Here is a 26,968-nt window from a genome sequence, read left to right on the forward strand (position 1 = left end):
AACTAGCCGCAGGTTGCTCAAAACACTGTTTTGAGGTTGTGGATAGAACTGACGGAGTCAATGTCATATAGCTACGGTAAGGCGACGCTGACGTGGTTTGAATTTGATTTTCGAAGAGTATAAAAAGCGAGCAAGCTCGCTTTTAGTCTATTTTACTAAAGTTTAGTAAGAGTGAACTGGTCAGAACAGATACAGAACTAAAGGCCATGGCTAGACCTGCCAGTTCTGGATTTAGGGCCAGTCCAACACCTGAAAAGACTCCTGCCGCTATCGGAATTCCGACGACATTGTAGATAAAGGCCCAGAAAAGATTGAGCAGAATACGATTAAAGGTTTTCTTACTCATGTCAAAGGCACGAACCACTCCTAGGAGGTTATTGGTTGTTAACACCAAATCTGCTGACTCGATGGCGATATCGGTTCCAGCACCCATGGCAATTCCCACATCTGCTACACTGAGGGCTGGCGCATCATTAATACCATCCCCAACAAAGGCTACTTTGCCAGCCTCTTGTAGTTTATGGATTTCATGGGCTTTTTCTTCTGGCAAGACACCAGCAATGACCTCTTCAATGCCGATCTGATCGGCAATGGCACGCGCCACACCTGCATTGTCTCCTGTCAGCATGACTGTTTTAAGACCACGTTTTTTCAACTGACTGATGGCCAGCTTGGCATTTCCCTTGGGAATGTCTTGCAAAGCAAGCAAACCTTTGATTTCATTGTCCACAGCCAAGAAAACAACTGTCTTAGCTTCTTTTTCTAGTTCTTCTAGTTTTTCTTGATAAGCGCTAGAAATATCCATACTATCCAGCATTTTAGCATTTCCAAGCAGAACTTGTTTTCCAGCTATTTGCCCTGAAACACCTTTTCCATGCAAGGCTTGGAAATTTTCAACAGTTTGAAACTCAAGTCCAGCTTCACTCGCTCGCTTGACAATAGCCTCAGCCAGTGGATGTTGGGAAGCTTCTTCTAAAGAGGCAGCTAAGCCGAGCACTTCTGTCTCATCGCCAATGATATCAGTGACCACTGGTTTTCCTTCCGTCAAAGTCCCTGTCTTGTCAAACACAATAGTTTGGACTTTCTGAATTTCCTGTAAGACTGTTCCATTTTTGAGAAGAACCCCCATTTTGGCACTGCGTCCTGTCCCTACCATAAGAGCTGTCGGTGTTGCAAGACCCAAGGCACAAGGGCAGGCAATAATCAAAACCGCAACTCCATAGAGAAGAGAAGACACAAAGCTAGCTCCAAGCACGACTACACTATCCCTGAGCAAGACGAACCAAACCCAAAAGGTCACGATTCCTAAAATGACAACTGCTGGGACAAAAATCCCTGAAATCTTATCTGTCAAGTCCTGAATCGGCGCACGACTAGTTTGAGCTTTCTTCACAAAGTCTACAATCTGAGCCAAAACAGTCTCTGAGCCAACCTTTTCTGCCCTAAAAACAAGGGTTCCACTATTATTGATGGTTGAGCCAATGACGGTATCTCCAACTGTTTTGTCTACCGGCAAGCTCTCACCTGTCACCATGGATTCATCTATGCTGGACACACCTTCCACTACGACACCATCAACTGCAATCTTTTCACCTGGACGCACTCGAACCAGGTCGCCTACCTTGACTTGGTCCAAGGGAACTTGAACATAGCTATCATCACGCAAGACTTCTGCTGTTTTAGCCTGCAAGTCTAGTAGTTTCTCCACAGCTTGTGAAGTATTTTTCCGCATTTTCTCTTCAAAAACTGCTCCCAAAAGAACGAAGAAGAGGATAAATCCAGCACTTTCAAAGTAGACAGGGAGCCCAGCGAAGAGGGCAACTAGACTATAGAGATAAGCCACTAGAGTTCCCAAAGCAACCAAGGTATCCATATTGGCATTGTGTTTTTTAAAGCTGGCCCAAGCGCTTTGGATATAAGGACCACCTGCTACTAACATAATAGGCGTTGTGGCTAGAAAGGTTCCCCAATGCATGACTTGGTGACTAATGCTGCCTGTCAACATCCCAATCATGAGAATCACAAGAGGCACAGTAAAGATACTGGTAATCCAAAAACGTTGCAAAAGTGACAAAGATTTTCGAGTCTTCTCAACGACGGTATAGCTTCCCTTTTGCATCTTCATTCCACATGAGAATTCATGCTCACCCAACTCTTGAGGTGTGAAACGAATTATCTTCTCTTCATCTACGCCGATTGGTTCTAAGATGCCTTCTTCTTCAAAAAGAATTTCCTTATAACAGTTTGAAGGAGTTGCTCGATGAAAGGTAATCTCAGCCGGAGTCCCTTTCTGAAGCTGGATATGGGCTGGGTGATAGCCTTTTTCAGCTGTGATACGGATTTTTTGAATGCCATTTTCTAGGCTGGCTTTCACAATTTCTGTCATAGTTTCCTCCTACTCTATAATCATCTTGCCGTGCATCATGTTCATACCACAAGCAAATCCAAACTCTCCAGCCTGCTCAGGCGTGATTTCCACTACATACTCTTCCCCCATAGGCAGGTCCGCATGTACTCCAAAATCTGGAAAAACAATTTGATCCAGACAGGGTGAAGGATCCTTACGATCAAAGATAATACGAGCTGGCACTGATTTCTTGAGGATAATCAAGTCAGGCGTATAACCTCCCTTGACTTCCACTCGAATCTCTTGGTAGCCCTTTTTTTGCTGGGCCTTTTGTCCAGATTTTTCAGGCTTTTTGAAAAACCAAAACAAGATAAACGCGATAAGGGCAATACAAACAATGGTTACAATACTATTTAACATGACGTCTCCTTTACATACAATTACATTTTACTTCAGCAACTGCGCTAGCTTTTTTCTCAGAAATCACAGTTTCCAAGTCTGCCAAATCAGCCTTAGTGAAATCACATTCCATAATCAAATCAGCCACTAACTGTTTCATCCTACGAGAACAAACCTTGTCTTTGATATCTTGAACAAGCAAGTCTCGACTTTGATCCAAAGTTAAAAGAGCTGAATATACAAAGGACTTGCCCTCTTTTTTCCTAGTCAGGCACTCTTTCTCTACTAAGCGAGCCAAAAGAGTTTGAACAGTGGACTTGGACCAGTTAAACCGCTCTGCCAGAACCCTGATCAAATCGCTACTGGTCTGCTCCCCCTGCATCCAAACAATCTTCATGACCTGCCATTCTGCATCTGAAATCTGCATAATCACACCTCCTAAATCTACATTTGTCGATTACAGTTATTAGTATACTCCGAAAATCTACATTTGTCAACTATAATTTTTATTATTTTTTCGAAAAATAGAATTTTAATCCTGTAACGAGAGATTTGCAATCAAATTTCACTATATAAACTATAAAAATATGCTATACTGAAGAAAAAAGAAAACAACCACTAGGGGTGCGTAAAGCTGAGATTAACGACTGTTAGATCCCTTTGACTCAATCTAGGTAATGCTAGCTGATGGAAGTGGAAATGATAATGAGGACTACCTGGTCTTCTATTGCTTTCCTGAAGCAGACTAGCTTGTTCTTAAGAATACAAACTTCAGTTGGTTGGGAGGTTTTAGATGACTTATTTACCCGTTGCTCTAACCATTGCAGGGACTGACCCTAGTGGCGGTGCTGGCATTATGGCTGATTTAAAGTCATTCCAAGCTAGAGATGTCTATGGAATGGCCGTTGTGACCAGTCTTGTCGCTCAAAATACCAGAGGCGTTCAATTAATCGAACACGTCTCCAACCAAATGCTGGAAGCTCAATTGGATAGTGTCTTTTCGGATATCAAGCCTCAGGCTGTAAAAACAGGGATGTTGGCAACTACTGAGATCATGGAGATCATCCAACCCTATCTTAAAAGGCTGGACTGTCCCTATGTGCTTGACCCTGTTATGGTCGCTACAAGTGGGGACACCCTGATTGATTCTAGTGCCAGAGACTACCTAAAAGCAAATCTGCTTCCCCTTGCAACCATTATCACTCCGAATCTTCCTGAGGCAGAAGAGATTGTTGGTTTTTCGATTCATGATCCAGAAGACATGCAGCGTGCTGGTCGCCTGATTATAAAAGAATTTGGTCCTCAGTCGGTGGTCATCAAAGGTGGTCATCTTGAAGGTGGTGCCAAGGATTTTCTTTTTACCAAGGAGGAACAATTTGACTGGGAAAGTCCAAGAATTCAAACCTGTCACACCCATGGTACTGGATGTACCTTTGCTGCTGTGATTACGGCTGAACTAGCCAAGGGCAGAAGCCTTTATCAGGCAGTCGATAAGGCCAAGGCCTTTATCACGAAAGCCATCCAAGACGCTCCTCAACTCGGACATGGTTCTGGCCCAGTCAACCATACAACTTTTAAAGATTAAGAAAAAACTCTCTAGTTCCCGCAATAAGGAAATTAGAGAGTTTTTGATTAGGAAACAATGTCATCTAGCTTTGTTAAAAAGGCTTGCGTTTTTGCCTCAATATCTTCTGCCTGCATCAGATTACGTACGACAGCTACTCCAGCTATACCCGTGCCGATAAGTTGGTCAATATTCTCTGACGTCAAGCCTCCAATAGCAACTACTGGAATGGCGACCGTTTGGCAAATTGTTTTCAAGGTTGAAATCAGAGTGATGGGGGCATTTTCTTTGGTCGTAGTCGGGAAAATGGCTCCTGTTCCCAAGTAATTTGCCCCTCCTTCTTCTGCCTCGAGGGCTCTTTTAACTGTTTTAGCAGTGACACCGAGGATTTTTTCAGGACCCAAGACTTTGCGGGCAACCGAAACTGGTAGTTCATCGTCGCCGATATGCAAACCTGCAGCATCAACTGCGAGACAGACATCCAAACGATCATCGATTATCAAGGGTACCTGATAGGCATCGGTTATTTCCTTGACTTGTTTTGCCAAGTGATAGTATTGATTGGTTGTGAGATTTTTTTCTCGTAATTGGACAATGGTAACACCTGAACGGCAGGCTGTCTCAACTTTTTCAAGAAAGTTTTCCAAGGAATCTTGGTAGCGATTGGTTACTAGATACAGTTTAAGTACTTCTCTATTCATAAAAATCTCCTTTGATGGCTTCTAGCCAGTTTTCATCTCTTTTTAGGAGAGAGAGTTGATTGAGAACTTGGTAACGAAAATCTTCCAATCCCATTCCTTGAACAAGAATTCTCTCAGCAGCGATATTGAGATAAGAGACCGCTAGACAAGAAGCTTCAAAGGCAGTCATTCCTTGGCTAAGAAAAACGGCTGTCAAGGCTCCAACTAAGTCTCCTGTCCCTGTTATCCAGTCTAATTCTGCACAGCCATTTCCCAATACAGCAACTTGATTTTCTGAAACGATGAGGTCCTTGGGGCCAGTGACTAAGAATGACATACCAGAATAGGTCTGACACCAGTCTTTCAAGACTTGAAGCAAATCCTCCGTTTCTTGATCTTTATGGCTAGCGTCAACTCCAACTCCGTGGTGCTTTAATCCAACAAGACTTCGGATTTCTGACATATTTCCTTTAAGGACCGTGGGCTTGTATTCTAAAAGATCTCTGACTAGATCCTTACGAATGGGGGAAGCCGCAACGCCAACTGCATCTACTACCATTGGGAGACAAGCTTGAGCTGCATAAGTAGCTGCCATGCGGATTGCTTTCTCCTTCTCAGCTGACAAATGCCCCAAATTGATGAAGAGAGCTTGGCTTTGTTTAGTAAAATCAAGAACCTCACGGGGATCATCTGCCATGACAGGTTTAGATCCCAGAGCCAAAATCCCATTGGCCAGCATCTCACAGGAAATCTCATTGGTGATGCAGTGAATTAAGGAGCTAGAGCTCAGAGGAAAGGGATTTGTCAATGCTTGCATCAGTCTATCCTTTCTCCAAAGAAATATCCTTGTACTTTTTTAAAGAATTCCTGCTTGATTAAAAATCGAAAGGCAAGAAAAGCTATGGCTGTACCGATCAAGGTCGCTCCGAAAAATCGCGGAGTATAGATAAACCAGCTGAGCTTGGCCGCAGATCCCGTAAAGAGAACCATGACAGGATAGGAAACAATGGAACCGATAATCCCTGTTCCCAAAATCTCTCCTAGGGCAGAATAATGAAATTTTCGACCGTACTTATAAAAGAGACCTGCAAGGAGGGCTCCAAAAGTAGCTCCTGTGAGGGCCAAGGGCGGAATGCCTTGAGTAGACATACGGATAAAGGCTGTGACTGTAGCCATGACCAAGGCATAAACAGGCCCCATCAAGATTCCTGCAAGAATGTTGACTACACTGGACATTGGTGCCATCCCTTCAATTCGAAAGATGGGTGTAAGAACTACGTCAAGGGCAATCATCATGGATAAAATGGTTAATTTGTGAACTTGAAGTCGGTGGTTTCTCATTTTCTATTTCTTCTCTTTTTCTAAGGACTGCAAATCACTCGTCCATGTTTGGTGTTGGTAAGCCATCTCCCAAAACTTGGCTTCCATGTGGACACTGCGGTGGAAGGCCTCTAGCATTTTTTGTTTGTCCGTCTTGTTGCTTTCTCGATAGAGTTGATTGACCAGCGCTTCTTCCTCTTTAATCTGCTGTTCTAATTCATCGGTGATATAGGTTTCAATCCACTGTTGATAAAGAGGATTCGGGGATGGTTTGTGGTTAAGCGCCTTTCCCAAATCATGGTATAACCAAGGACATGGGAGCAAACTAGCAAAAGCAATGCCCAAGTTTGGCTCTGCAAATTGCCGATAAATATGAGAAATGTAATGATAACAGGTTGGAGCAATCGGTTGCTCATCCATTTCCTGGTCGCTGATTCCTAATTCCTTGAAAAATTGTTGGCGGATAAATAATTCACCCTCCACTAGACTCTTAGCATTTTGTTTCAAGAGTCTTTTCATCTCCTCGTTTGAAGTCTTATCAGCCAAGAGGTGATAGGCTTCTGAAAAAGACTTCAGGTAATAAGCATCCTGAATTAAATAATAGCGGAAAATATCAGGTTCTAAATTTCCCTCTTGTAATTGTAAAATAAAGGGATGATGAAAAGAAGCCTGCCAAGCTTCCTTGGATAATTCCATCGCAATATCTGTAAATTCCATAATAACTCCTTTATAAGAATAGACTGGTTTGAAGCAATAAAAAGAAAAGCAGGTAGATTAATTTTGTTTTTTTAGGAATATAAAAAGTCCTATAGCTATTCTCCACCTGTGCATGTTCGTCATATCCATGCGCCGACAGAGCTCTCAGATAAAGATGGCGCCACCTAAAGACTGTCATCAGAACCTTGCTGTAAATCAAGGGAGACCAAACATGCAGTTCTTGACCACGTAATAGGCAAGCTTCTTTGAGGGACTTGATTTCTTTCTGAATAAGGGGAAAGGAATTAAATACCACAATCAAGGCATAAGCCCAAGACCGTGATAACCCCTTTTGAGCCAAGTACAAAAGAAGCTCTTTTAGGGAAATAGAGGAAACAAAGACAAGACCAATACAAACGGTCACAAAGGCCCTCGTTCCAAGCATCACTGCCTGCGAAGCATCTCCGTGTAACTGAACCGCCCAGTAGTTGGCGAAAGAAGGTAAAATGGCGAGCAGAATCATCCAAGCCAACATCTTAAATCGACGGTAATAGAGCATAAAGAGAATACAAAATGCGACTACCGAAAGATTCAGAGCAATCGAAGGAATGAAAGATGTTTCCAAGGATAAAATCAGCAAGAAGAGACTGATAATCGGTGTCTGGGTCGCTACTTTGATCATACTATCTTACCTCCCCTTGAATATTGCTACTCTGAGATATGAGTGGTTTGGTAATTGTCACTTCTTTCACATGACTGAGACCCTGACTAGTCATCTCAATCCAATAATCAACCACAGAGATCAAGGGATCTAAACGATGGCTAATGATCAGAAAACTTCTTCCTTGATTTCTCTCCTCCACAATCCACTGACAAAAATAATGGCAAGCTCTATCATCCAAACCTGCAAAAGGTTCATCTAGCAAGATCACAGAGGCCTTACTAGTCAAGATGGTCAAGAGCTGAAGAATCTTTTGCTGGCCACCACTTAATTGATAGGGACTCTTATCAAGAGCCTGCTCCAGATCAAAATATTGTAAAGCTTGGAAAATTCGCTGATTTCTTTCAGAATCAGGTCCATCTAATTGAAGCTCTTCTCGCAGACTGGCTCTGATAAATTGCTTCTCAGCTTCCTGAACAACACCCATCAGGTCACGATACAAACTCTTTTTCTTTTTCAGGACTTTCCCCTTCCAAGTAATGCACCCCTTATACTTTTGAAATTGAAGAATAGAGCGAAAGAGGGTTGATTTCCCGACACCATTATCACCCAAGATACAGGAAATTCCTTGGTAGAATGTAAAATCCGCAATGGAAAAGAGGGGGCGATGATCCAGCTCACAAATCACACGATCCATATGGTATAGTTCTGGATTAGAAGCAACTTCCTTTGAAGAAACCTGTATCATCTCAGAGCAAGGGATTTGAAACACCTCCCTTAGCTGACCGTCTCTTAGCTCCACCATATGGTCGATATAGGCTTCATAATCCGTTAAATCATGGTCACACAGGATGACTGTCTTCCCATCAAGAGCCAACTCTTTTAGAATCTCCAATATCTCGATTCTGCTCTTGCGGTCAATAGAAGCAAAGGGTTCATCCAAGAGATAGACCCTAGGATTCATAGCAAAGAGAACAGCCAAAGCAGCCTTTTGCTTTTCCCCACCTGATAAGTGATGAATTGGACGGTGCAAAATCGCCTTACAGCGACATTGCTGGGCAACCTCTGCTATTTTAGAATCAATTTTTTGAAGTGGACAGCCGATATTTTCCAAGGTAAAAATCAGCTCCTCAAACAAGTTCTCCATGGTAAATTGATGATTAGGATTTTGAAAGAGAATACCAATCGTCTGGACACGTTCGATGATAGAAAGCTGACTGACCTGGCTCCCATCTATCAGTACTTGACCACTATAAGGTAAGGAAGTGACCTGGGCAATGATTTGAAAGAGACTGGATTTTCCTGAACCACTGCTCCCAACTAACAAGGTAAAGGCTTGCTCATGAAAAGTAAAATCAATCGGTTCCGAAAAGATTGGTGACTGAATCCCCCGTAGTTCCAGCCCCATCTATGCCTTGCCTCCAGCTGCAAACTGATGATAGAGTTTGACAATGGCACGAACCAAGATAGTACAGAAGAAAAAGACGGAAATAAAACGTACCACTAGCAAGGAAAGGACAAAAGGAAGGGAGAAGGCATAGTAACCTAACTTAATGTATTCATAGACAAAGCTAACAAGCGTAATCCCAATACTATTGGCAGTTAGAGAGAGCCAACTTTCATAGCGATTCTTGGTTACGATAAAACCAAGTTCACTTCCCAAACCTTGAACCAAGCCAGACAAAAGGGCACCTAGACCAAATTGGCTACCATAAAGAACTTCAGCAAGCGCAGCTAGCCCTTCTCCAATCGTTGCGCTTCCCACTCTTGGAACAAAGATGGCAGCAATGGGTGCAGCCATACACCAGAGACCAAAGAGGATTTCATTGGCAAAGGCCTGTAAACCAAGAGGTGCTAAAATCAGGGTGAGGATATCAAACAGATAGCCTGAACCCACAAAAACGCCACCAAAAAAGATAGACAAGAAAGCAAGTAAAATAACATCTTTTAACTGCCATTTTTTCAACATAAAAAACTCCTTTTTTAAAGAAAAGTGGGGTATTCAAGGTGAGCTACCGAAAGGCTTAACGTCCAGCCTATCCTCTTTTGATAAACAAAAAAACTCCAATTACAAACGAGAATTAGAGTTTACCTTACAAGATTAGACAGTTCTTTTCGACATACGAAAAAAACCTTTTCACATTTCCCTTCGACAGTACTAACTGTATCAGGTTCAATGGGTATCATCTCAGCCTAAAGCACCCCAAATGTCTTTATTATTTAATTATATAATTATTTTAACAGACGATTTATTCTAGTTCAAGGAATTGAACTGGAAATACAGCCTTGTACTCAAAAAGACAGCAGATCTTTCTTTTGCAAAAAATAAATGACTTATTTGATGGATTAGCTATTTGAACTGAATCTGGACATATCTTTTTAGAAAAAAGAAAATCCTACTCCCTCAGAATCCAAGGAAAAATTGATGCCTATTGTTCACTCATTTCCCGAACAGTTTTTTCTATATTTTTTGCATACGATATTGCTGAAATGATTGAAACGCCGTCAACATTGGTCTTCATAATATCTTTAATATGTTGCGTCTGTATCCCACCAATTGCAACTAAGGGAATTTGTGGCAATAGTTTTCTCATCAATTTAAGACCTTCATAACCTATAGCACCACCAGCATCATCTTTTGACTGGGTATCAAATACAGGACCAACACCAACATAATCTACATATTCAACTTTTGATTGTTGAAATTCTTCCTCGTTTTTTATAGAAAGACCAATTATTTTATCTGGCATCAATTTTCTAATTTCATCAACACCAAGATCATCCTGTCCTACATGTACACCATCAGCATCAATTTCCATTGCCAAATCAATATCATCATTAACAATAAACGGAACATTGTATTTTTTACAAAGATCCTGTAGTTTAATTGCTAATTCGACTTTTTCTTTACCTTCTAAGGCTCCCTCACCTTTTTCACGGAATTGAAATAAGGTTATACCACCTTTTAAGGCTTCCTCAACGACTCTATATATATCTTTTCCTTGGCAAGTAGTCGTTCCACAAATAAAATATAGTTTTAGTAATTCTTTATGAAACATCTTACTTCACTCTTTTGAATTCCTTTACATCTTCGTCTGTAATCTCGTATAAGGCATTTATAAATTCAACTTTAAATGTTCCAGGAAGATGCCCATTTGGACGTTTTTCTGCCATTTCTCCAGCGATATTGTAAACCAACATTGCTGTTTCTAATGATTTCAATTCTTGACCTTTTTCAAGTCCGATAAAGCTTGCTACTACAGCACCTAATAAGCATCCTGTCCCAATAACTTTTGGCATCATGGCACTACCATTATGAATCGTTACAACTTCTCCATTAACCGCAATGGCATCCACTTCACCTGTTACTACTATTGGAATATTGAACTTTTTATTTGCTGCTAGAGCAATTTCATCAATATTATCTACGCCTGCACTATCTACTCCTTTAGATGCCACATTTATTCCTACTAAAGAGGCAATCTCGCCAGCATTTCCCCTAATCGCTGCCAGTTTGTAATTATTGATTAGATCATCTGCTACTTTTTTTCTATATTCTCCTGCTCCACAGGCTACAGGATCTAAAACTGCAGGAACATTATATTTTTCAGCAATTTTTAGTGCCTCTTGGTACAGCTTCCAATTATTATCCGTTAAAGTCCCAATGTTAATCAATAATCCTCCAGCATATTTTAATAGATCTTCTAAGTCTGCTGGGTACTCGCTCATAGCTGGTGAGGCACCCAGTGCTACTAATCCATTTGCTGTAAAGTTTTTTACAACATCATTGGTGATACAGATTACTAATGGTGCTTTTTCTTTTAATAATTTTAAACTTGTCATATTGAAATCCTTCCTTTTCACTTTATACGATCTACTGATTTCGATTTATCTCTATCTTTCGTTAAGAAATTTTTCAGTTACATTGAATGATTTACCTCATCAAATTTGTCAGTATCCTGAACTTTCCCTAAGCATCATAACCAATATCAAAAAAGGCTAATTCTAAAGCGACTGCTTGGTTCCAGCGTTGCTTAAGTTCTGTCAAATCTTCTCGACCTTTTCCGACACGATTGAGTTCGTCAACCAGAAATTGAACCCACTCTGCAAAGAAAGGACCTCTGTGGAGATTAATCCATTCCGAATGAATATAGGCTTCAGGTAGAGCCAAATCTTTAGAACCCCAGTCTAAATAGAGACCTTCTCCAATGACCAGCATGACTAAAAGATGGGCATAGTCTGATGATGATACAGCAGAATACATAAGCTCCTGAAAGGCTTTTGTTACAGGATGCAAGGTCACTTCCAGATAGTCATTCTCAGATACTTTTAAATCTTTGAAAGCTTTTTGGAAATAACCGTCTTCATCTGCTTCAAGAAAGCCTAGTTGCTTGGCAAAACGAAGCTTGGATTCAAGCTGGTCTGCGTGGGCTACGCAAGCACCCAGCATGGATAAGAAGGCATCAAAGAAGTGATAATCTTGAATTAGGTAGTCTTTTAAGACCTTATTCTCAATTGTCCCCGCAAAAAGTTCCTTAACAAAACGATGATTGATTGCAGCCTGCCAATCCTTCTGACTGCTTTTTAATAATTCTCCAACAGTCAAACCTGGCTGAAATGCATAGTCTTGTCTTTCCATATTTACTTTTCCTCTCTTTACTCGTTCGTAATCAACAAAACATCAAGAAAATCCTAGTTTTACTTGACCTTTTTAAAGAAAATCAAGGGCGTTCAAGAAAAGCTACCTAAATGCTTTGTATCACCTTCATCCAGTTTATATAAACAAAAAAACTCCAATTACAATCAAGAATTAGAGTTTAGCTTACAAGATTAGATCGTTCATTTCGCCATACGAAAAAACGTTTCACATTTCCCTTCGCCAGTCTTAACTGTATCAGGTTCAATGGGTATCATCTCAGCCTAAAGCACCCCAAATGTCTTTATTATTTAATTACTGCACCAGTATAGCAAAAAATGAAAGCCCTAGCAAGATATTTGACTGAAAAATATATTTATATAGATTTCAATGGTGATTTATTCTTCCTATAGACGAAGAAAAACCTCCACATCAAGTGGAGGCAAGCTATTTTATCAATACAATTTTAAGTCACGAGGGTCAACTGGGAAGGTTGGATTGTATGGGTTGTGACGGAGTTTGAAGTGTTTGACATCTTCAATAGTCTGAGTTCCAGATAACTGCATAACTGTCTTCAATTCTGCATTCAAGTGTTCAAAGACTTGACGCACACCAACACTACCGCCGAGAGCCAAGCCATAGATAACCGGGCGGCCAATAGCTACCAAGTCTGCTCCTGAAGCCAAGGCTTTAAAGACGTGTTGGCCACGACGAATACCAGAGTCAAAGACAATTGGTACGCGTTTGTCAACTGCTTCTGCTACTTCTTGAAGTGAGTCAAAGGCAGCTGGCCCACCGTCGATTTGACGGCCACCATGGTTGGTTACCCAGATACCAGAAGCTCCAGCAGCAAGCGAACGTTCAACGTCCTCACGGCATTGTGGCCCCTTGACATAAACAGGAAGTCCTGAGTATTCAGCGATAAATTCTACATCTCGTGGAGATAGGCGCTGTTTAGCTGATTTGTAAACAAAGTCCATTGATTTACCAGCACCTTCTGGCAGGTATTCTTCAACAATCGGCATGCCAACTGGGAAGACAAAACCATTACGCTTATCGACCTCACGATTGCCCCCTACCGTAGCATCAGCCGTCAAGACAATCGCTTTATAACCTTCAGCCTTCACACGGTCCATGATGTGGCGATTGATACCATCATCTTTGCTAAAGTAAAACTGGAACCAATGAGGTGTCCCTTGAAGGGCTTCCGTAATTTCTGGAAGGTCGACAGTAGAGTAAGAGCTGGTTGTATAGAGAGAACCAAACTCATGCACACCACGCGCAGTCGCCACTTCACCCTGTTCATTTGCCAATTTATGAGCCGCAACAGGCGCCATAATGATTGGTGAAGACAATTTTTCGCCTGCAAATTCAATCTCTGTACTTGGATTTTCTACATTGCAAAGTGTATGAGGAACGATGAGTTTGTGGTTAAAGGCACGAATATTCTCACGCAAAGTGAAAGTATCCTCCGCCCCACTAGCGATATAGCCAAATGCTGCTTTAGGAATAACTTGTTGCGCCATTGGCTCCAAATCATAGGTATTGATGAAATCTACATGACCTTCTGCATTGCTTGTTTTGTATGACATAAAATGTCCTCCTTGATAAGTAAGCGTTTACTTTGTATATTACAAAAAATATTCTAACTCTTTTTTCAAAATTTTTCAAATATTTTGTTTGGAAATTTCATGCTTTCAATCATTTTACAGAGATAATTAAAAATGATGAACTTTCTTAAGTTATGGAAATTCAAATAATCTTTTCATTTTCTAATACTTTATCATCAAATTGTTCAGCTAGTATAGTTGCTGAGTGATAAAGTTCCTTTGCTTTATTTTTATCATTTTCAAAATAAAGATAGCACTTAGCTTCAAATACTGAAATTCCAGATTTATAGACTTGCAACATTGTTACTGATAAAATTTCATTCATCTTTTTTACTAGAGATATCATATGCTTATAGTCACTATGAACAACATAAACACCCGCTATGGCACAAAGAACTGATAGTAGCTCTACATTATACATTTCATCACTAACTAATTGCTGTTTCAACAACTTAATCCGAAAATCATCTAATGCTCTCTTCTATAAATCAAGTCTTGACATTGCATAGCAAAATAATCAATTAATAGTAAATCATTGAATGTGTAAACTTGCTTTAGTGTTACTTGCTTAAAATAATCATCAAAAATATCTTCAGCGAAACTACCTGTCCCTGTCCTTATCAAGTCTAATATTCTTTCAATCAAGTCTAGACTCAGCAACTCTTCCTCAGGAAGAGCTAGTTCTTTATTTTCAAGAAAAGTATCTATCGGAACTTCTAATCGCTTAGATAAATATTGTAACTTAGTAATTGTTGGCAAGGATTGCCCAAGCTCAGTACGCATCAGCTGTTTGATTATTAAGTCAGCTTCTGTCCACAGACCTCTTCTCTCGTCAATTTGTGACGTTCATGTTCCTGTCTTACTCTATGACCAATTTCAGTTTTAATATCTGTTGTCATTCTTACCTCTTAACCACAATCCATAAATTAACATACTTTTAATTCTTCGGCTAAAAATTAACAATAATTCTTTTTCAAATCCGTCATATTATTTTCCAAAACTTGGATGTCTTGGCTGACTTTGAGAATGACAATGCTTCCTTGAATACTGGAGATGACTTGACGGGCCTGCAACTGCGCCCGCTCTTCTGACCAGTCAGCATGCAGGTCTTGCAAGAGGCTGGCTAACTTCTCTGTCCACTGGGTCATAAAATCATTGAGAGGAAAGCGGAAGTTCTCATCTTCTGTGGACAATTCCACAATCAGATTACCAATTGGGCAACCATAAAAGACCGTCTGACTTTCATGAAATTGACAAACCCAGTCAATCATATCCGAAAACTTGTCACTGTCAGACTTGTCTGCTTCAAAAATATCTTCAAAAAGCTCTTTTCGCCAATTTGCTAAAATATCTTGAATGACCGTCAAACCAATTTCCTTCTTAGATTTGAAATAATAATAAAGCTGCCCCTTGCCAACATCAGCTGCCTCCATGATGTCACTGATGGAGGTGGCCACATAACCCTTCTGATAAATCAATTTCTCAGCACTTTGTAAAATACGCTCTTTAACACTCATCTGCTCACCTCTCTTTTTCCTATTATATCAGATTCAGAGCCTGAAACCAAACAATTGAAACCACCTCCTTTTGCCACTGTTTTATCATTAAAATTTTTGTTCTGAGCAAATTAATTTACAAATTCAATTTTAGATGTTATTATAATTGTACCGAATGGTCAGTATATAACTAAAACTACCATTTGGAAAATCATCAAACTAACAGTCTAAATTCCTATTGGCTGTTAATCAAATCATATTAGGAGGAACCTCATGTTCAATCAGAAAAATGTCGCATTTGTTATCACAGACCCACAAGTTGAATTCCTAAAACATACTGGTAAAGGATTCGGAGCAACTAAAGACGTTCTTGAAAAAGTTAATACTATTGAAAATCTGACAAAGCTTTTCGCTCTTGCTCAAGAGCGTGGCTACAAGCGTTTTATCTCACCGCACTACTTCTATCCACACGATCACAAGTGGCAATTTAAAGCTGCTGGTGAAACGATGATGATTGAAAACGAAATGTTTTGGCGTGATAGCCAGTATTCAGCAATTCCAGAAGGCTCTGGAGCAGATATGATTGAAGAGATTAAACCATTTTTGGATGAAGATACTATTGTTGTCAACGGACATAAAATCTTTGGCCCAGAAAGCAACGACCTTAACCTTCAACTCCGCAAAAATGGTATCGACACCGTCATCTTGGCTGGTATGAATGCTAATCTCTGCGTGGATTCACATATGCGTGAACTCATAGAATTAGGCTACAATGTCATTGTTGTTAACGATGCTGTCGGTGCTCCAGGTGAAGAAGCCTACCAAGCTGCCCTGACAAACTATGGCTACATTGCCAACCAAGTTTTGACAACTGAGGAAGTTATCGCTCAACTTTAGTATTAAAAACAAAATCAGGTAATCCTAGCGACTACCTGATTTTCTATGTTTTAAGCGTTTTGCCAATTTTCTTGGTCTTCTTTAAAGCGTTTTAGAAGGTCGAGTCCTTCTGGTGTGATATATCCTTCTTCTTGGGCTAGGTGAATGAGTTCACTGTAGTTCGAAAGCGTCACAAGTTTGACACCTGCATCTGAGAAGTTCTTATCTGCTTTTGGCAATTGATAACTGAAAATCGCTACAACTCCAAGCACATCTGCTCCTTCTCGTTTAGCGGCCGCTACTGCTTCAAGAACAGAACCACCTGTTGAAATAAGGTCTTCAACCACTACCATTTTTTGCCCTTGAGCTACACGGCCTTCAATTTGATTACCAGCTCCGTGGTCTTTTGGTTTGCTACGGATGTAGGCAAAAGGCAAGTTCATCTTATCAGCAATGATAGCTCCGTGTGGAATCCCTGCTGTCGCAGTTCCTGCAATCACTTCTACCTCAGGAAAAGTTTCTTTGATAGCTTCCACAAAGCCATTTTCAATTAGGGTACGAGTTTCTGGATAGGCTAATGTCACACGATTATCAGTGTAAATCGGTGACTTGATACCAGATGCCCAAGTGAAAGGCTCCTCTGGTTTGAGGTAAACGGCTTGGATTTTCAAGAGGTGGCTAGCGATATCTTTAGCAAGTGTCATGGTATTCTCCTTTTATTTTTATAATCTATTTCTTTAATTTCTGTCTTGGTTCCATTCATCCTTGATAGCATGATAAGCTACAACAGGATCCTCAGCTTGGGTAATAGGACGTCCCACTACGATATAGTCACTACCGATTTGATAGGCGTCAGCAGGTGTCATGACACGTTTTTGGTCTCCTACCGCAGCTCCCGCTGGACGAATACCAGGTGTCAGACAGATAAAATCTGGATTGGTGGCCTGCTTGATGACTTGCACTTCCTGAGCCGAGCAAACGACACCGTCCAAGCCCGCTTCAGCTGTCTTCTTAGCATAGTGAATCACAGACTCTTGCAGACTGGTTTGGATATTTTGAAAATCCTGCATCTGACTTTCCGACGTTGATGTAAGCTGGGTCACAGCGATCAATTTAGCTTGTGTCCCAAGACCTTCACGCGCAGCCTTCATCATCTCCACCCCACCAGCAGCATGAACATTTGTCATGTCCACACCAAGCTGAGACAAGACCCTCATAGCAGATTTGACTGTATTTGGAATGTCATGTAGCTTGAGGTCCAAAAAGACACTATGTCCCAGTGACTTCAAATAACGGACAACTTCCGGACCCTCCGCATAATAAAGCTCCATCCCTACTTTTAGATAAAGACTTTCTTCTGCCGGGAAAAGAGATAAAAATTCCTTGACCGCCTCAAAACTAGGAAAATCAAGAGCTATAACTGGACGATATTCACGCATACCTTTCTCCTTTTACCTTAGCTAGCAAGAGAGTATGGTCAAAAACAAACCACGAAAAAAGGAACCTGCCAACAGCAAGGTTCCACGAAAAATGGGTAGAGTCCACCCTTTCACCGTCTAACCTTAGCTGCCTCTCTGGACTGCTTTAAAGGTTTTTTTCTATTCTATTATTTATAGTAGGACTTGTCAAGCAAAAACTCGAAACTGGACTTTTATACCATTCAAAATAAAGAGGAAAAGTTGGTCTAACGACTCTGTGATTGCTGGCTCGTTTGGCTTTGATTTCCCTGTTCTTCTTGTTTTTTCTTTTCTTCTTCCTGTTTTTTCTTCTCAGCTTCCTTGGCCTCTTGCTTGGCTTTTTCCTCAGCCTCTTCTATCAATTTATCCGCTATCGTATAGCTGTATACTCCAGCTTCCATATCGACTACACTTGGTTCAGACAATTGTGGCTTGATTTTGCTGTAATAAGGTAATTTCTTGCTCAATTCTGACAAGGGAACCAAAATCTCATCTGTGTCCAGCATAGTAATTTTTAAAAGATCTGCTGTTGCCTTGCTTGGCGCTAATTCGATTTTCTGGATTTGACTCTTGATATCCTCACTGATGGTAGATAATCCTGTGATCAGTTCTTTCACCTGCTGCTCGTCATTAAAGGTAACTGTCAGATAAGTCTCAGGCAAGTTTAAGCGATTTACAGGAGTTGACTCAACCCTACCACTAGAAAGAATTGGATAATACTCTTCACCAGACACATAATAACCGACAATATCAAACTCCTTAACCTCAATCGTAAAGTTAGTCGGAAATTGATAGTCAATCTTCGCTGATTCTATCCAATGGTTGGACTTGATTCGCTCAGCGTATGTTTCCTTATCCAACAATAGAGCTAAAGTATAGTCACTATCTTGAATTCCAGAAGCCTGTTTGATGTCATCCGCCTGCGTGTTACTATTTCCCTTAACCTCGATATTTTTGATGGTCGAAAGTGGAGTCAACAGATAGACTGAAAAAAGGAGGACTAGGACACTGGGTACCAAGATACTCACAGCTCGCCAAATATGAACAGGCGCAATTTTAAGCTTGGCTGGTTTGGCTGGTTTCTCTGGTTTTTCTTTTTTCTTCTCTTTTTCTTCTTTGACTTTAGGATCACCCTTTTTAGATTTTTCTTCTTTTTCGGATGATTCTTCGTCTGGAACAGTTTCGTTCTGGTCGGAATCACTTGATAACTTCTTACTTTCCTCTAACGACTTAGAGTTTTTCCCCATTCGAGCCTGTTTTTCCTTTTCCTTCTCCTCAGCTAGGGCAGCTTCTTCCTCAGCTTTTTTTTTCAGGTATTCCTGGTTTCGTTTCTGCCATTCAGACAATTCTTGCTTCTGGTTTGATTCTTTGTTCTTATCCTTTGACATTGATATTCCTTATGCTAGGTCTTTTCTTAGTAGATCGTAAAAATCTGCAAGAGATTTCAATTCAGTCGAAGCTTTCATGCTAGCTTGGTACTGATCCTTGTGAATAAGCAAGTGACTGAGTTTTTCCTCCAAGCTTTCCAAGGTCAAGTCACTTTCTTGAAGTTCTGCTGCATAGCCTTTCTTAACAAAGTAGGCTGCATTTTCAATCTGGTCTCCTCGACTTGCTTCACGACCCAATGGTACGATGAGATGGAGTTTCGCCATGGCCAAGAGCTCAAAAATCGTATTGGCACCGCCACGCGTTACCACCACATCTGCCATCTCCATCAAGGGTTGATAGAGATCTGTCACATAATCAACACGAAAGAGATTTTGACTCAACTCGTTCAGGCTAGAATCTCCAGTGAGATTGATAATATTGTAGCGCTCTGTCAGTTCTTGCTTATGATCAGTCACCAATTGGTTAAATACACGAGCTCCTGCAGAACCACCGACAAATAATACCGTTGGCAATTTAGGATCAAAGTGGGTTTGGATATCCACCAATTCATCTGGTTCTGAAGTTTTTTGCTCTGAAACCTTTGTTACTGCTCCCACATGCTCGACTTTTGCGAGACCAGCAGCCTGCTCAAATGTTGAATACATCTTGGTTGCGAATTTATAGGCAATTTTATTGGCCAAGCCCATAGATAGGTCCGATTCGTGAATAAAGACAGGTACTCCTGACACACGCGCTGCGATAACCGGCGGTACTGAGACAAATCCTCCTTTAGAAAAAAGAGCCTGTGGACGCAGTCGTAACATGATAAAGAGGGATTGGACAATTCCCCAACCAACTTTGAAGACATCCAGCATATTTTGCCAAGAAAAATAGCGACGCAACTTCCCAGTCGCAATAGAATGGAAAGTAACATCCAAACCTGACTTGAGGATTTCTTGGTGTTCGATTCCGTGTTTATCACCAATATAGTGAACTTCCCAGCCGTCTTCGATGAACTTAGGCATTAACAAAAGGTTGAGGGTGACATGTCCAACCGTCCCCCCGCCTGTAAAGACAATTTTTTTCATATTATTCCTTTAACTCCGCTACTGTGTCGATAAAGAGGTCTCCACGTACTTCAAAGTTAGCATACATATCCCAGCTAGCATTTGCAGGACTGAGAAGGACTACATCTCCTTGAGTCGCAAGCTCATAGGCCTTGCAGGTCGCATCAGCAATATCTGTCGCATCTACATAAGTCACACCAGCCTTCTCTGCCGCCCGTTTGACACGTTCTGCAGACTGACCGAGGATGACCATCTTCTTGAGCCCAGTAATATCTGGAACCAATTCGTCAAACTCATTCCCACGGTCCAAACCACCTGCAATTAAGATGACCTTACTATTGTCAAATCCTGACAAGGCTTTTTGAGTCGCTAAGATATTGGTTGACTTGCTATCGTTATAGAATTTTACACCCTTTATTTCATCCACAAATTGGAGACGGTGCTTGACACCACCAAAGGCTGAAAGAGTTTCCTTGATGATTTGGTTATCTACACCACGTAGCTTGGCTACTGCAATGGTCGCAAGGGCATTTTCCACATTGTGGCTACCTGGAACACCGATTTCACTAGCTGTCATGACCACTTCCCCACGGAAGTAGAGTTGACCATTTTCCAAATAGGCACCATCAACCTTTTCCTTTGTTGAAAATGGTACAACAGTAGCCTGTGTTTTGCTAGCCAATTCTTTTGCCAAGTCTTGGTTAAAGTTCAAGACAAGGAAATCAGCTGCTGTCATATTATTTTGGATATTCCACTTAGCTGCCACATAGGCCTCAAAAGAACCATGGTAGTCGATATGAGTGGGCATGAGGTTGGTAATAACCGCAATCTCAGGATGAAATTCTTGAACACCCATCAGTTGGAAAGAAGAAAGTTCCATGACAAGTGTGTCCTTGGCTGTTGCAGTTTGAGCCACTTGACTGGCAGGATAGCCGATGTTCCCTGACAAGAGACCATGTTGACCGGCAGCAGTTAAAACTTCCCCAATCATCGTCGTTGTGGTTGTTTTCCCATTTGAACCTGTGATACCGATAATTGGCGCTTCCGAGATCAAGTAAGCCAACTCCACCTCAGTCAAGACTGGAATTCCCTTTGCCAATGCCTTTTCAATCATGGGATTGCTATACGGGATACCTGGATTTTTCACCATCAGAGCGAAATCTTCATCCAACAATTCCAAAGGATGCCCACCAGTGACAACCTTGATTCCCTCTTCTAGCAAACTTTGCGCAGCAGGATTTTCCTCAAAAGGCTTGCCGTCATTTACTGTCACAATGGCACCTAGCTTGTCCAACAAACGGGCTGCAGACTCACCAGACTTAGCCAAACCTAAAACAAGTACTTTCTTATTTTTAAATTGATCGATTACTTTCATGTCTCAAACTCCATTTCTACTCCTACTATTTTACCATTTTTATGGAAATAAAAAAGCCACAAAGTGTATTTGTGACTCTTTCTTCTAACTTAATGTTCTCTTATCATCGATGAGATAAATCGGTAACTCGAATAACTTGGTCCACTTGTTCCCAAATCAGAGGATTGTGGGTCGCAATAATAATGGTCCGATTCGGATTTTTTAGAGATTCTAATATAGAAAGTAATTCCTCAGAGTTTTTGGGGTCTAAGGAAGCGGTTGGTTCATCTGCGAGAATCAAAGGTGGATCCTTTAAAATTATCTTCGCTAGTGCAACACGTTGTGCTTCTCCTCCTGATAATTCAAAGATAGGTTGCTTCAAATCCAAATAAGAGAGGTTAACACGGTTTAGAGCTTGTTTCATCAAAGAGATTTTCTCTTTTTCTTTCAACTTTTTACCAACTAAACCCAGATTGAGATTCTCTTTGACAGTTTGACTTTCAATTAAGCCAAAATCTTGAAATAAGTATCCTAAGTAATCTCTAAAGAAAACAGAAGGCTTGATGTCCTTAAGAGAAGTACCATCATAGATGATTTGTCCTTTGTCATATGGCTCTAATCGTCCAATCATATTCAAGAGTGTTGTCTTACCACAGCCACTTGTACCGATTAAGGCATAAATTTTCCCACCTTCAAAATGAAGATTAGTATCTGAAAATAGCTGACGGCTTCCAAATTTTTTAGATATATTCTTTAGTTCAATCATCCTATTTTCCTTTCATAATGGTCATAGAAACACGAGATTCTTTCTGTGCTTGACGGTAGAGAGTCAGTATAGCACTAACGAGGAAGATCGATAAAGTTACCAATCCAATCACCACATCCCGACTAAGCCAAATAAAGAGACTCGCACCGAATACAAAACTAGCAAATTGACTAATCATATACTGAGCGTGCGTTTCAAAAAATCGTAAACCTGAAATTCGTTTAATCAAGATATCTCGACGGAATTGCTCGAAATATAGAAGATTGACAGAATAAAAGAGTAACAAGGAACTAGCTATCCCAACAATAGCTCCTAAGATTAAAGTTGCTGTTTCAGTTTGAACTTCATTATAACGAGTTAGATAAACACTTCTTCCTTCTTTAAGATAGGATACTTGCTCATAAATTCCAGCTTCCTTCAAGAGAGCTAGTCCACTCTCATATCCTTTGATAAAGAGTCGATTTCCAGCATTAATAGACCAAACAGATTTTGAAATGAAACTATCACCTGTAGATGTAGGAGTGAACACAACTAAAATCGGATCGGTTAAGTACTGGACGGATACTGGACTTTCACCGTTATTATAAACAAACCGCTTTTCTCCTGTTGGAAGATAGCTAACAATCGCTCTCATTTCATACTCTAAAGGAGCGTCTTGGTCCTCGCTTGATTTTCCGTAGTAGTTCAAACTTTCTTCAAAAACTTTCTTAAGTTCTGCTTCCTGTGAACGAAGAGATTCTGGTAATAAGAGTCCAAATTCCCCTTTTTGAAGATGAGCTAGTTTCTGTCTAGTCTCATTATTGACAGACACATTTTCCTTGTCCAAATAACTTGGACTGACATAGAGAACATTAGCATCTGGACTATAGGTATCCAGTGTTTCCCCTTTTTCATTTTTTCCTTGTGGATTGGCAAAATGGATCAGATTATCCTTTACATAAAGGGCTTGTTCTTCTTCGATTGCTTCCTTGGCAAAGGCATACCACTTATTCTGATTTTCTGTATCTTTTACTCTATCACCTAAGCCAAAAGAAATTTGATAATAGTCTGCTCTGTCCTGCCATGCTTGTTTTGAAATTTCAAGTTCTTTCAATCGTTGGTAAGACGTTAAGCCTGTCTTAACAGCGTAGCCTACTGTAAAAACAGCTACTAACTGACACAATAGGGTTAAAGTCATCAAGCGTTTAAGGGGTAATCTCCCTTTAATAACAGGAACTAATGCTTTGTAACTCAAACTCATTAAATAAAGGAGCATTAGAAAAATTGAAATACCCAATAAAAACAACAGATAGAAACTAATCCCAAAACCATAGGTGGCTAACAAGATAGGATAAAACAAACCTTGACTAAAAAGAACGACTCCCCCACCTAGGAAGGAAAGGAGGGCTGATAGAAGGAGCCACTTGATATCAGTCGATAAAGAATGCCCCATGATGGATAAGAGAGTCTGACCAGAAAAGAGTTTTATACCTGCAGCTCTCATTTCCTTAATCCGAGTGATAATCACTAGAGCAAAGAAAGATAAGCCAAATATTGCTAAACTAATTAAAATAAGGGGAATTAGTAACATTCTAAAAGCAAGAGAATAGGGCGGTGTCTTTCGGTCAGGAATTGCTTTATAACCCAAATCTCCTAATTTATCGGCTAGCTTTTCTTTCGTCAAGGAGCCTGACAAAAGGAGATAACTACTTAGCGGATCACTACGTTCACGACTTTCTTGGCTAGCTTCTTGGAATTCTTTTGGTAAAGTTCCTTTACCATAAGTTGCATAAGTAAAGTGAGTCGTCCCATCCTTACTCGGCTCTACAATTCTTCTAGCTATTAAACTCTGTTCTGAGTTTGCAAAATTCTCCAATTCCTGTTCAAATACCTCACGCGTCGGCTCTTGAGTATCTTTTTTGACACGAAGTAAGGAGACGGAATCATAGCTTGCATATAAATATTGTGGCGCACGTAAGACAATAATCCAAGCAAGGAAGAAGCTGAGAAAAAAAGTTGATAATAATATGAATAGTTTCTTCATAGTAGACTCCTTGTGGTGAAAATTGATTTCAGGAGGTAAGATTTCAGAGTATGGAATCGGTTTCTATTTATCGCAAATATATCACCATTATGATAAATTGTCAATAGATTTTAGCAAAATATAATTATATTTTTTTGGACTAACTTTTTAAACTTCTATAACAATATAGAGCTCTTAAAATGTGGAAAAAAACTCACTTGAACAAAATATTTTTAGGTTTATTCCTTTTTGCAAGAAACGGAATCTTAGACTTTCCGTTGTGATAAAAATGCCTGAAAACAATAGATTTCAGGCATTCGGAAACTTTGAGACTATAGGCTCAAAGTTTAGGTATGGAATTTCGAAGAAAGTCGCTACCGTCCGTAATCACCTAAGGAAAGTCTTAAAAATCTTATTTTAAATCGAAAAAGAGAGCCATAGCTCTCTTTCTCTTTATCTTCTTCTGCTCTTTTTTTCAGACATGAGCGTAATGTCTCTCAAGCTAAAGTAGGCTAGGACCAGCATGGCGATTGTGACAAAGAATTCTGTCGGTAATTGGAAGATTTGCAAGATGGACAACATCAGCAAAATCAAGAGTGCAACAACTACAAAAACCAAGATAACGATGTTGACTGTTCCTTTGATACTTTGGGGTGTCGCAAATACATAGAGTAGTAATAAGAGTATCCCTATGATTAAATAGACCATCTTTATCTCTTTCTAGCTCTTATTCAGCTGATTTTTTCTTTTTGTTGGCTTTCTCGCGCTCTGCCTTGTTGAGGATTTGCTTACGCAAACGGATAGACTCAGGCGTTACTTCCATGTACTCATCGTCATTCAAGAACTCAAGAGACTCTTCAAGGGTCAAGATACGAGGTGTCTTGATAACCGCTGTTTGGTCCTTAGTAGCTGAACGAACGTTGGTCATTTGTTTGGCCTTAGTGATGTTAACTGTCAAGTCGTTTTCACGAGAGTTTTCACCAATGATCATTCCTTCGTAAACCTCAGTACCTGGGTTAACAAAGATGGTACCACGTTCTTCGATAGACATGATTGAGTAAGTTGTAGCCTTACCAGCATCGATGGAAACAAGGGCACCACGGTGACGTCCACCAATTTCTCCTGGAATCAATGGCAAGTATTGGTCAAAGGTATGGTTCATGATACCGTAACCACGAGTCATTGACAAGAACTCAGTTGAGTATCCGATCAAACCACGCGCTGGAACAAGGAAGACCAAACGAGTTTGACCATTACCAGTTGAGATCATATCCAACATTTCACCCTTACGTTCAGAAAGGCTTTGGATAACAGATCCTTGGTATTCTTCTGGAGTATCGATTTGAACACGTTCAAATGGCTCACATTTAACACCATCAATCTCTTTTACGATAACTTCTGGACGAGATACTTGAAGTTCATAGCCCTCACGACGCATGGTTTCGATTAGGATTGACAAGTGCAATTCTCCACGACCTGAAACAGTCCATTTATCTGGTGAATCCGTTGGGTCAACACGAAGGGAAACGTCTGTTTGCAATTCTGCCTGCAAGCGTTCTTCCACCTTACGAGAAGTCACCCATTTTCCTTCACGACCTGCAAATGGTGAGTTGTTGACCAAGAAGGTCATTTGAAGGGTTGGCTCATCGATGTGTAGGATTGGAAGAGGTTCAATGGCGTCTGTCGGAGTAATAGTTTCACCAACAAAGATATCTTCCATACCGGATACGGCAATCAAGTCACCTGCTTTGGCTTCTTGGATTTCACGACGTTCCAAACCAAAGAAACCGAAGAGTTTTGTTACACGGAAGTTCTTCGTTGTGCCATCTAGTTTAGAAAGAGTAACTTGGTCTCCAACTTTCACACTACCACGGAAAACACGACCGATACCGATACGACCTACGAAGTCATTGTAGTCCAAAAGTGATACTTGGAACTGCAAAGGCTCATCTGAGTTGTCTACTGGAGCTGGGATATGGTCGATGATGGTGTCAAAGATTGGCGCCATTGTTTTTTCTTGGTCAGCCGGATCATCTGACAAGGAAGATGTTCCGTTAATCGCTGAAGCATAAACAACCGGGAAATCAAGCTGGTCATCATCTGCACCAAGCTCGATGAAGAGTTCCAAGACTTCATCCACTACTTCTGCTGGACGAGCTGATGGTTTGTCGATTTTGTTGACAACCACGATTGGGACAAGGTCTTGTTCCAAGGCTTTTTTCAATACGAAACGAGTCTGTGGCATGGTTCCTTCGTAGGCATCTACGACCAAGACAACACCGTCAACCATTTTCATAATACGCTCAACTTCTCCACCGAAGTCCGCGTGTCCTGGTGTGTCCATGATATTGATACGAGTTCCGTTGTAAGCAACAGCTGTATTTTTAGCAAGGATGGTAATTCCACGCTCTTTTTCGATATCGTTTGAGTCCATAGCGCGCTCTGCTAACTCTGTACGTGCATCAAGAGTTTCAGATTGTTTCAATAATTCGTCAACGAGGGTTGTTTTACCGTGGTCAACGTGGGCGATAATCGCAATGTTACGGATATCTTCTCTTAATTTTGTCATGATTTCCTCTAATATTTAAATTTTTATTTCTAACTGAACAATTATACCACAGTCTCATTCAAAAATCACAGTTTAGCTAAGTGTAAATGTTTTCACTCTA

28 protein-coding genes and 3 riboswitches are annotated in these 26,968 nt (G+C 40.6%); of the genes, 2 read left to right on the top strand and 26 right to left on the bottom strand.

Annotated features, from left to right (window positions below):
• Positions 1–142 precede the first annotated feature (142 nt).
• The 3 genes from ACXYSL_RS02075 to ACXYSL_RS02085 are packed head-to-tail and all read right to left on the bottom strand — an operon-like array spanning position 143 to position 3,173.
• Positions 143–2,386 carry a heavy metal translocating P-type ATPase gene (locus ACXYSL_RS02075; RefSeq protein ID WP_458623827.1) on the bottom strand — a complete coding sequence of 748 codons (2,244 nt, stop codon included), beginning with the start codon at positions 2,384–2,386 and terminating at the stop codon, positions 143–145.
• 9 nt (positions 2,387–2,395) lie between these two features.
• Positions 2,396–2,767, bottom strand: coding sequence for a cupredoxin domain-containing protein (locus ACXYSL_RS02080; protein WP_000935074.1), 372 nt, complete (start codon positions 2,765–2,767; stop codon positions 2,396–2,398).
• A 10-nt stretch (positions 2,768–2,777) separates the two neighbouring features.
• Positions 2,778–3,173, bottom strand: a complete 396-nt coding sequence (locus ACXYSL_RS02085) for a CopY/TcrY family copper transport repressor (protein ID WP_458623828.1) — start codon at positions 3,171–3,173, stop codon at positions 2,778–2,780.
• A gap of 183 nt (positions 3,174–3,356) precedes the next feature.
• Positions 3,357–3,455, top strand: a riboswitch (TPP riboswitch).
• A gap of 84 nt (positions 3,456–3,539) precedes the next feature.
• Between ACXYSL_RS02085 and thiD the strand changes: the two genes are divergently transcribed.
• On the top strand, positions 3,540–4,331 hold the full coding sequence (gene thiD / locus ACXYSL_RS02090; protein WP_084947115.1) for a bifunctional hydroxymethylpyrimidine kinase/phosphomethylpyrimidine kinase: 792 nt from the start codon (positions 3,540–3,542) through the stop codon (positions 4,329–4,331).
• A 47-nt stretch (positions 4,332–4,378) separates the two neighbouring features.
• On the opposite strand, the gene thiE (ACXYSL_RS02095) is transcribed toward thiD, so the two are convergent.
• The 14 genes from thiE (ACXYSL_RS02095) to ACXYSL_RS02160 all read right to left on the bottom strand — a co-directional run bounded on the left by thiE (ACXYSL_RS02095) (position 4,379) and on the right by ACXYSL_RS02160 (position 15,430).
• A complete protein-coding gene (gene thiE / locus ACXYSL_RS02095; RefSeq protein WP_070799968.1) occupies positions 4,379–5,011 on the bottom strand; it encodes a thiamine phosphate synthase in 633 nt (210 codons plus the stop codon).
• A complete protein-coding gene (gene thiM, locus ACXYSL_RS02100; RefSeq protein ID WP_049537428.1) occupies positions 5,004–5,807 on the bottom strand; it encodes a hydroxyethylthiazole kinase in 804 nt (267 codons plus the stop codon). Before thiM (ACXYSL_RS02100) ends, thiE (ACXYSL_RS02095) begins: the two co-directional genes overlap by 8 nt.
• A complete protein-coding gene (gene thiW / locus ACXYSL_RS02105; protein ID WP_001244067.1) occupies positions 5,807–6,331 on the bottom strand; it encodes an energy coupling factor transporter S component ThiW in 525 nt (174 codons plus the stop codon). The genes thiM (ACXYSL_RS02100) and thiW overlap by 1 nt, the downstream gene beginning before the upstream one ends.
• Positions 6,332–6,334: 3 nt before the next feature.
• Positions 6,335–7,027 carry a thiaminase II gene (gene tenA, locus ACXYSL_RS02110; protein WP_084853814.1) on the bottom strand — a complete coding sequence of 231 codons (693 nt, stop codon included), beginning with the start codon at positions 7,025–7,027 and terminating at the stop codon, positions 6,335–6,337.
• Between the two features lie 10 nt (positions 7,028–7,037).
• On the bottom strand, positions 7,038–7,688 hold the full coding sequence (locus ACXYSL_RS02115) for an energy-coupling factor transporter transmembrane component T (protein ID WP_458623829.1): 651 nt from the start codon (positions 7,686–7,688) through the stop codon (positions 7,038–7,040).
• Position 7,689: 1 nt separating this feature from the next.
• Positions 7,690–9,075, bottom strand: a complete 1,386-nt coding sequence (locus tag ACXYSL_RS02120) for an ATP-binding cassette domain-containing protein (protein ID WP_458623830.1) — start codon at positions 9,073–9,075, stop codon at positions 7,690–7,692.
• Entirely contained in the window at positions 9,076–9,636 is a 561-nt protein-coding gene (locus tag ACXYSL_RS02125) for an ECF transporter S component (protein WP_458623831.1), read from the bottom strand.
• Between the two features lie 158 nt (positions 9,637–9,794).
• Positions 9,795–9,883: riboswitch (TPP riboswitch) on the bottom strand.
• A gap of 213 nt (positions 9,884–10,096) precedes the next feature.
• Positions 10,097–10,726: a thiamine phosphate synthase gene (gene thiE / locus ACXYSL_RS02130; protein ID WP_033605926.1), complete on the bottom strand. Its 630-nt coding sequence runs from the start codon at positions 10,724–10,726 to the stop codon at positions 10,097–10,099.
• A 1-nt stretch (position 10,727) separates the two neighbouring features.
• On the bottom strand, positions 10,728–11,510 hold the full coding sequence (gene thiM, locus ACXYSL_RS02135) for a hydroxyethylthiazole kinase (RefSeq protein WP_033605927.1): 783 nt from the start codon (positions 11,508–11,510) through the stop codon (positions 10,728–10,730).
• Between the two features lie 127 nt (positions 11,511–11,637).
• On the bottom strand, positions 11,638–12,306 hold the full coding sequence (locus tag ACXYSL_RS02140; protein WP_125450578.1) for a TenA family protein: 669 nt from the start codon (positions 12,304–12,306) through the stop codon (positions 11,638–11,640).
• Positions 12,307–12,521: 215 nt separating this feature from the next.
• Positions 12,522–12,610: riboswitch (TPP riboswitch) on the bottom strand.
• Between the two features lie 148 nt (positions 12,611–12,758).
• Entirely contained in the window at positions 12,759–13,895 is a 1,137-nt protein-coding gene (lctO, locus tag ACXYSL_RS02145; RefSeq protein ID WP_000120723.1) for an L-lactate oxidase, read from the bottom strand.
• 160 nt (positions 13,896–14,055) lie between these two features.
• Positions 14,056–14,361, bottom strand: a complete 306-nt coding sequence (locus tag ACXYSL_RS02150) for a hypothetical protein (protein WP_162838149.1) — start codon at positions 14,359–14,361, stop codon at positions 14,056–14,058.
• A 20-nt stretch (positions 14,362–14,381) separates the two neighbouring features.
• Positions 14,382–14,696: a hypothetical protein gene (locus ACXYSL_RS02155; protein ID WP_002880183.1), complete on the bottom strand. Its 315-nt coding sequence runs from the start codon at positions 14,694–14,696 to the stop codon at positions 14,382–14,384.
• A 173-nt stretch (positions 14,697–14,869) separates the two neighbouring features.
• Entirely contained in the window at positions 14,870–15,430 is a 561-nt protein-coding gene (locus tag ACXYSL_RS02160) for a TetR/AcrR family transcriptional regulator (protein ID WP_033605930.1), read from the bottom strand.
• A 252-nt stretch (positions 15,431–15,682) separates the two neighbouring features.
• Here ACXYSL_RS02160 and ACXYSL_RS02165 point away from each other — a divergent pair, with 252 nt between their 5' ends.
• Complete coding sequence (locus ACXYSL_RS02165) at positions 15,683–16,306, top strand: cysteine hydrolase family protein (protein WP_033605931.1); 624 nt, start codon at positions 15,683–15,685, stop codon at positions 16,304–16,306.
• A 50-nt stretch (positions 16,307–16,356) separates the two neighbouring features.
• On the opposite strand, the gene pyrE is transcribed toward ACXYSL_RS02165, so the two are convergent.
• From pyrE to typA, 9 genes are all read right to left on the bottom strand, one after another.
• Complete coding sequence (gene pyrE / locus ACXYSL_RS02170) at positions 16,357–16,989, bottom strand: orotate phosphoribosyltransferase (RefSeq protein ID WP_061588325.1); 633 nt, start codon at positions 16,987–16,989, stop codon at positions 16,357–16,359.
• A gap of 33 nt (positions 16,990–17,022) precedes the next feature.
• On the bottom strand, positions 17,023–17,724 hold the full coding sequence (gene pyrF, locus ACXYSL_RS02175; RefSeq protein WP_458623832.1) for an orotidine-5'-phosphate decarboxylase: 702 nt from the start codon (positions 17,722–17,724) through the stop codon (positions 17,023–17,025).
• Between the two features lie 245 nt (positions 17,725–17,969).
• Positions 17,970–19,130, bottom strand: a complete 1,161-nt coding sequence (locus ACXYSL_RS02180) for a cell division protein FtsQ/DivIB (protein WP_458623833.1) — start codon at positions 19,128–19,130, stop codon at positions 17,970–17,972.
• A 9-nt stretch (positions 19,131–19,139) separates the two neighbouring features.
• Positions 19,140–20,198, bottom strand: coding sequence for a UDP-N-acetylglucosamine--N-acetylmuramyl-(pentapeptide) pyrophosphoryl-undecaprenol N-acetylglucosamine transferase (locus ACXYSL_RS02185; RefSeq protein WP_458623834.1), 1,059 nt, complete (start codon positions 20,196–20,198; stop codon positions 19,140–19,142).
• Between the two features lies 1 nt (position 20,199).
• Complete coding sequence (murD, locus tag ACXYSL_RS02190) at positions 20,200–21,552, bottom strand: UDP-N-acetylmuramoyl-L-alanine--D-glutamate ligase (RefSeq protein WP_458623835.1); 1,353 nt, start codon at positions 21,550–21,552, stop codon at positions 20,200–20,202.
• Positions 21,553–21,655: 103 nt separating this feature from the next.
• Complete coding sequence (locus ACXYSL_RS02195; RefSeq protein ID WP_000571283.1) at positions 21,656–22,297, bottom strand: ABC transporter ATP-binding protein; 642 nt, start codon at positions 22,295–22,297, stop codon at positions 21,656–21,658.
• A 1-nt stretch (position 22,298) separates the two neighbouring features.
• Positions 22,299–24,320 (bottom strand): bacteriocin-associated integral membrane family protein, encoded by a 2,022-nt coding sequence (locus tag ACXYSL_RS02200; RefSeq protein WP_458623836.1) that lies wholly within the window; start codon positions 24,318–24,320, stop codon positions 22,299–22,301.
• A gap of 432 nt (positions 24,321–24,752) precedes the next feature.
• Positions 24,753–25,007 (bottom strand): DUF3165 family protein, encoded by a 255-nt coding sequence (locus ACXYSL_RS02205; RefSeq protein WP_033605937.1) that lies wholly within the window; start codon positions 25,005–25,007, stop codon positions 24,753–24,755.
• 19 nt (positions 25,008–25,026) lie between these two features.
• The gene (gene typA, locus ACXYSL_RS02210) at positions 25,027–26,868 is read right to left on the bottom strand and encodes a translational GTPase TypA (protein ID WP_000164116.1); all 1,842 of its coding nucleotides are present in this window, start codon (positions 26,866–26,868) and stop codon (positions 25,027–25,029) included.
• Positions 26,869–26,968 lie beyond the last annotated feature (100 nt).

Source organism: Streptococcus sp. V913 (genome assembly GCF_054353455.1).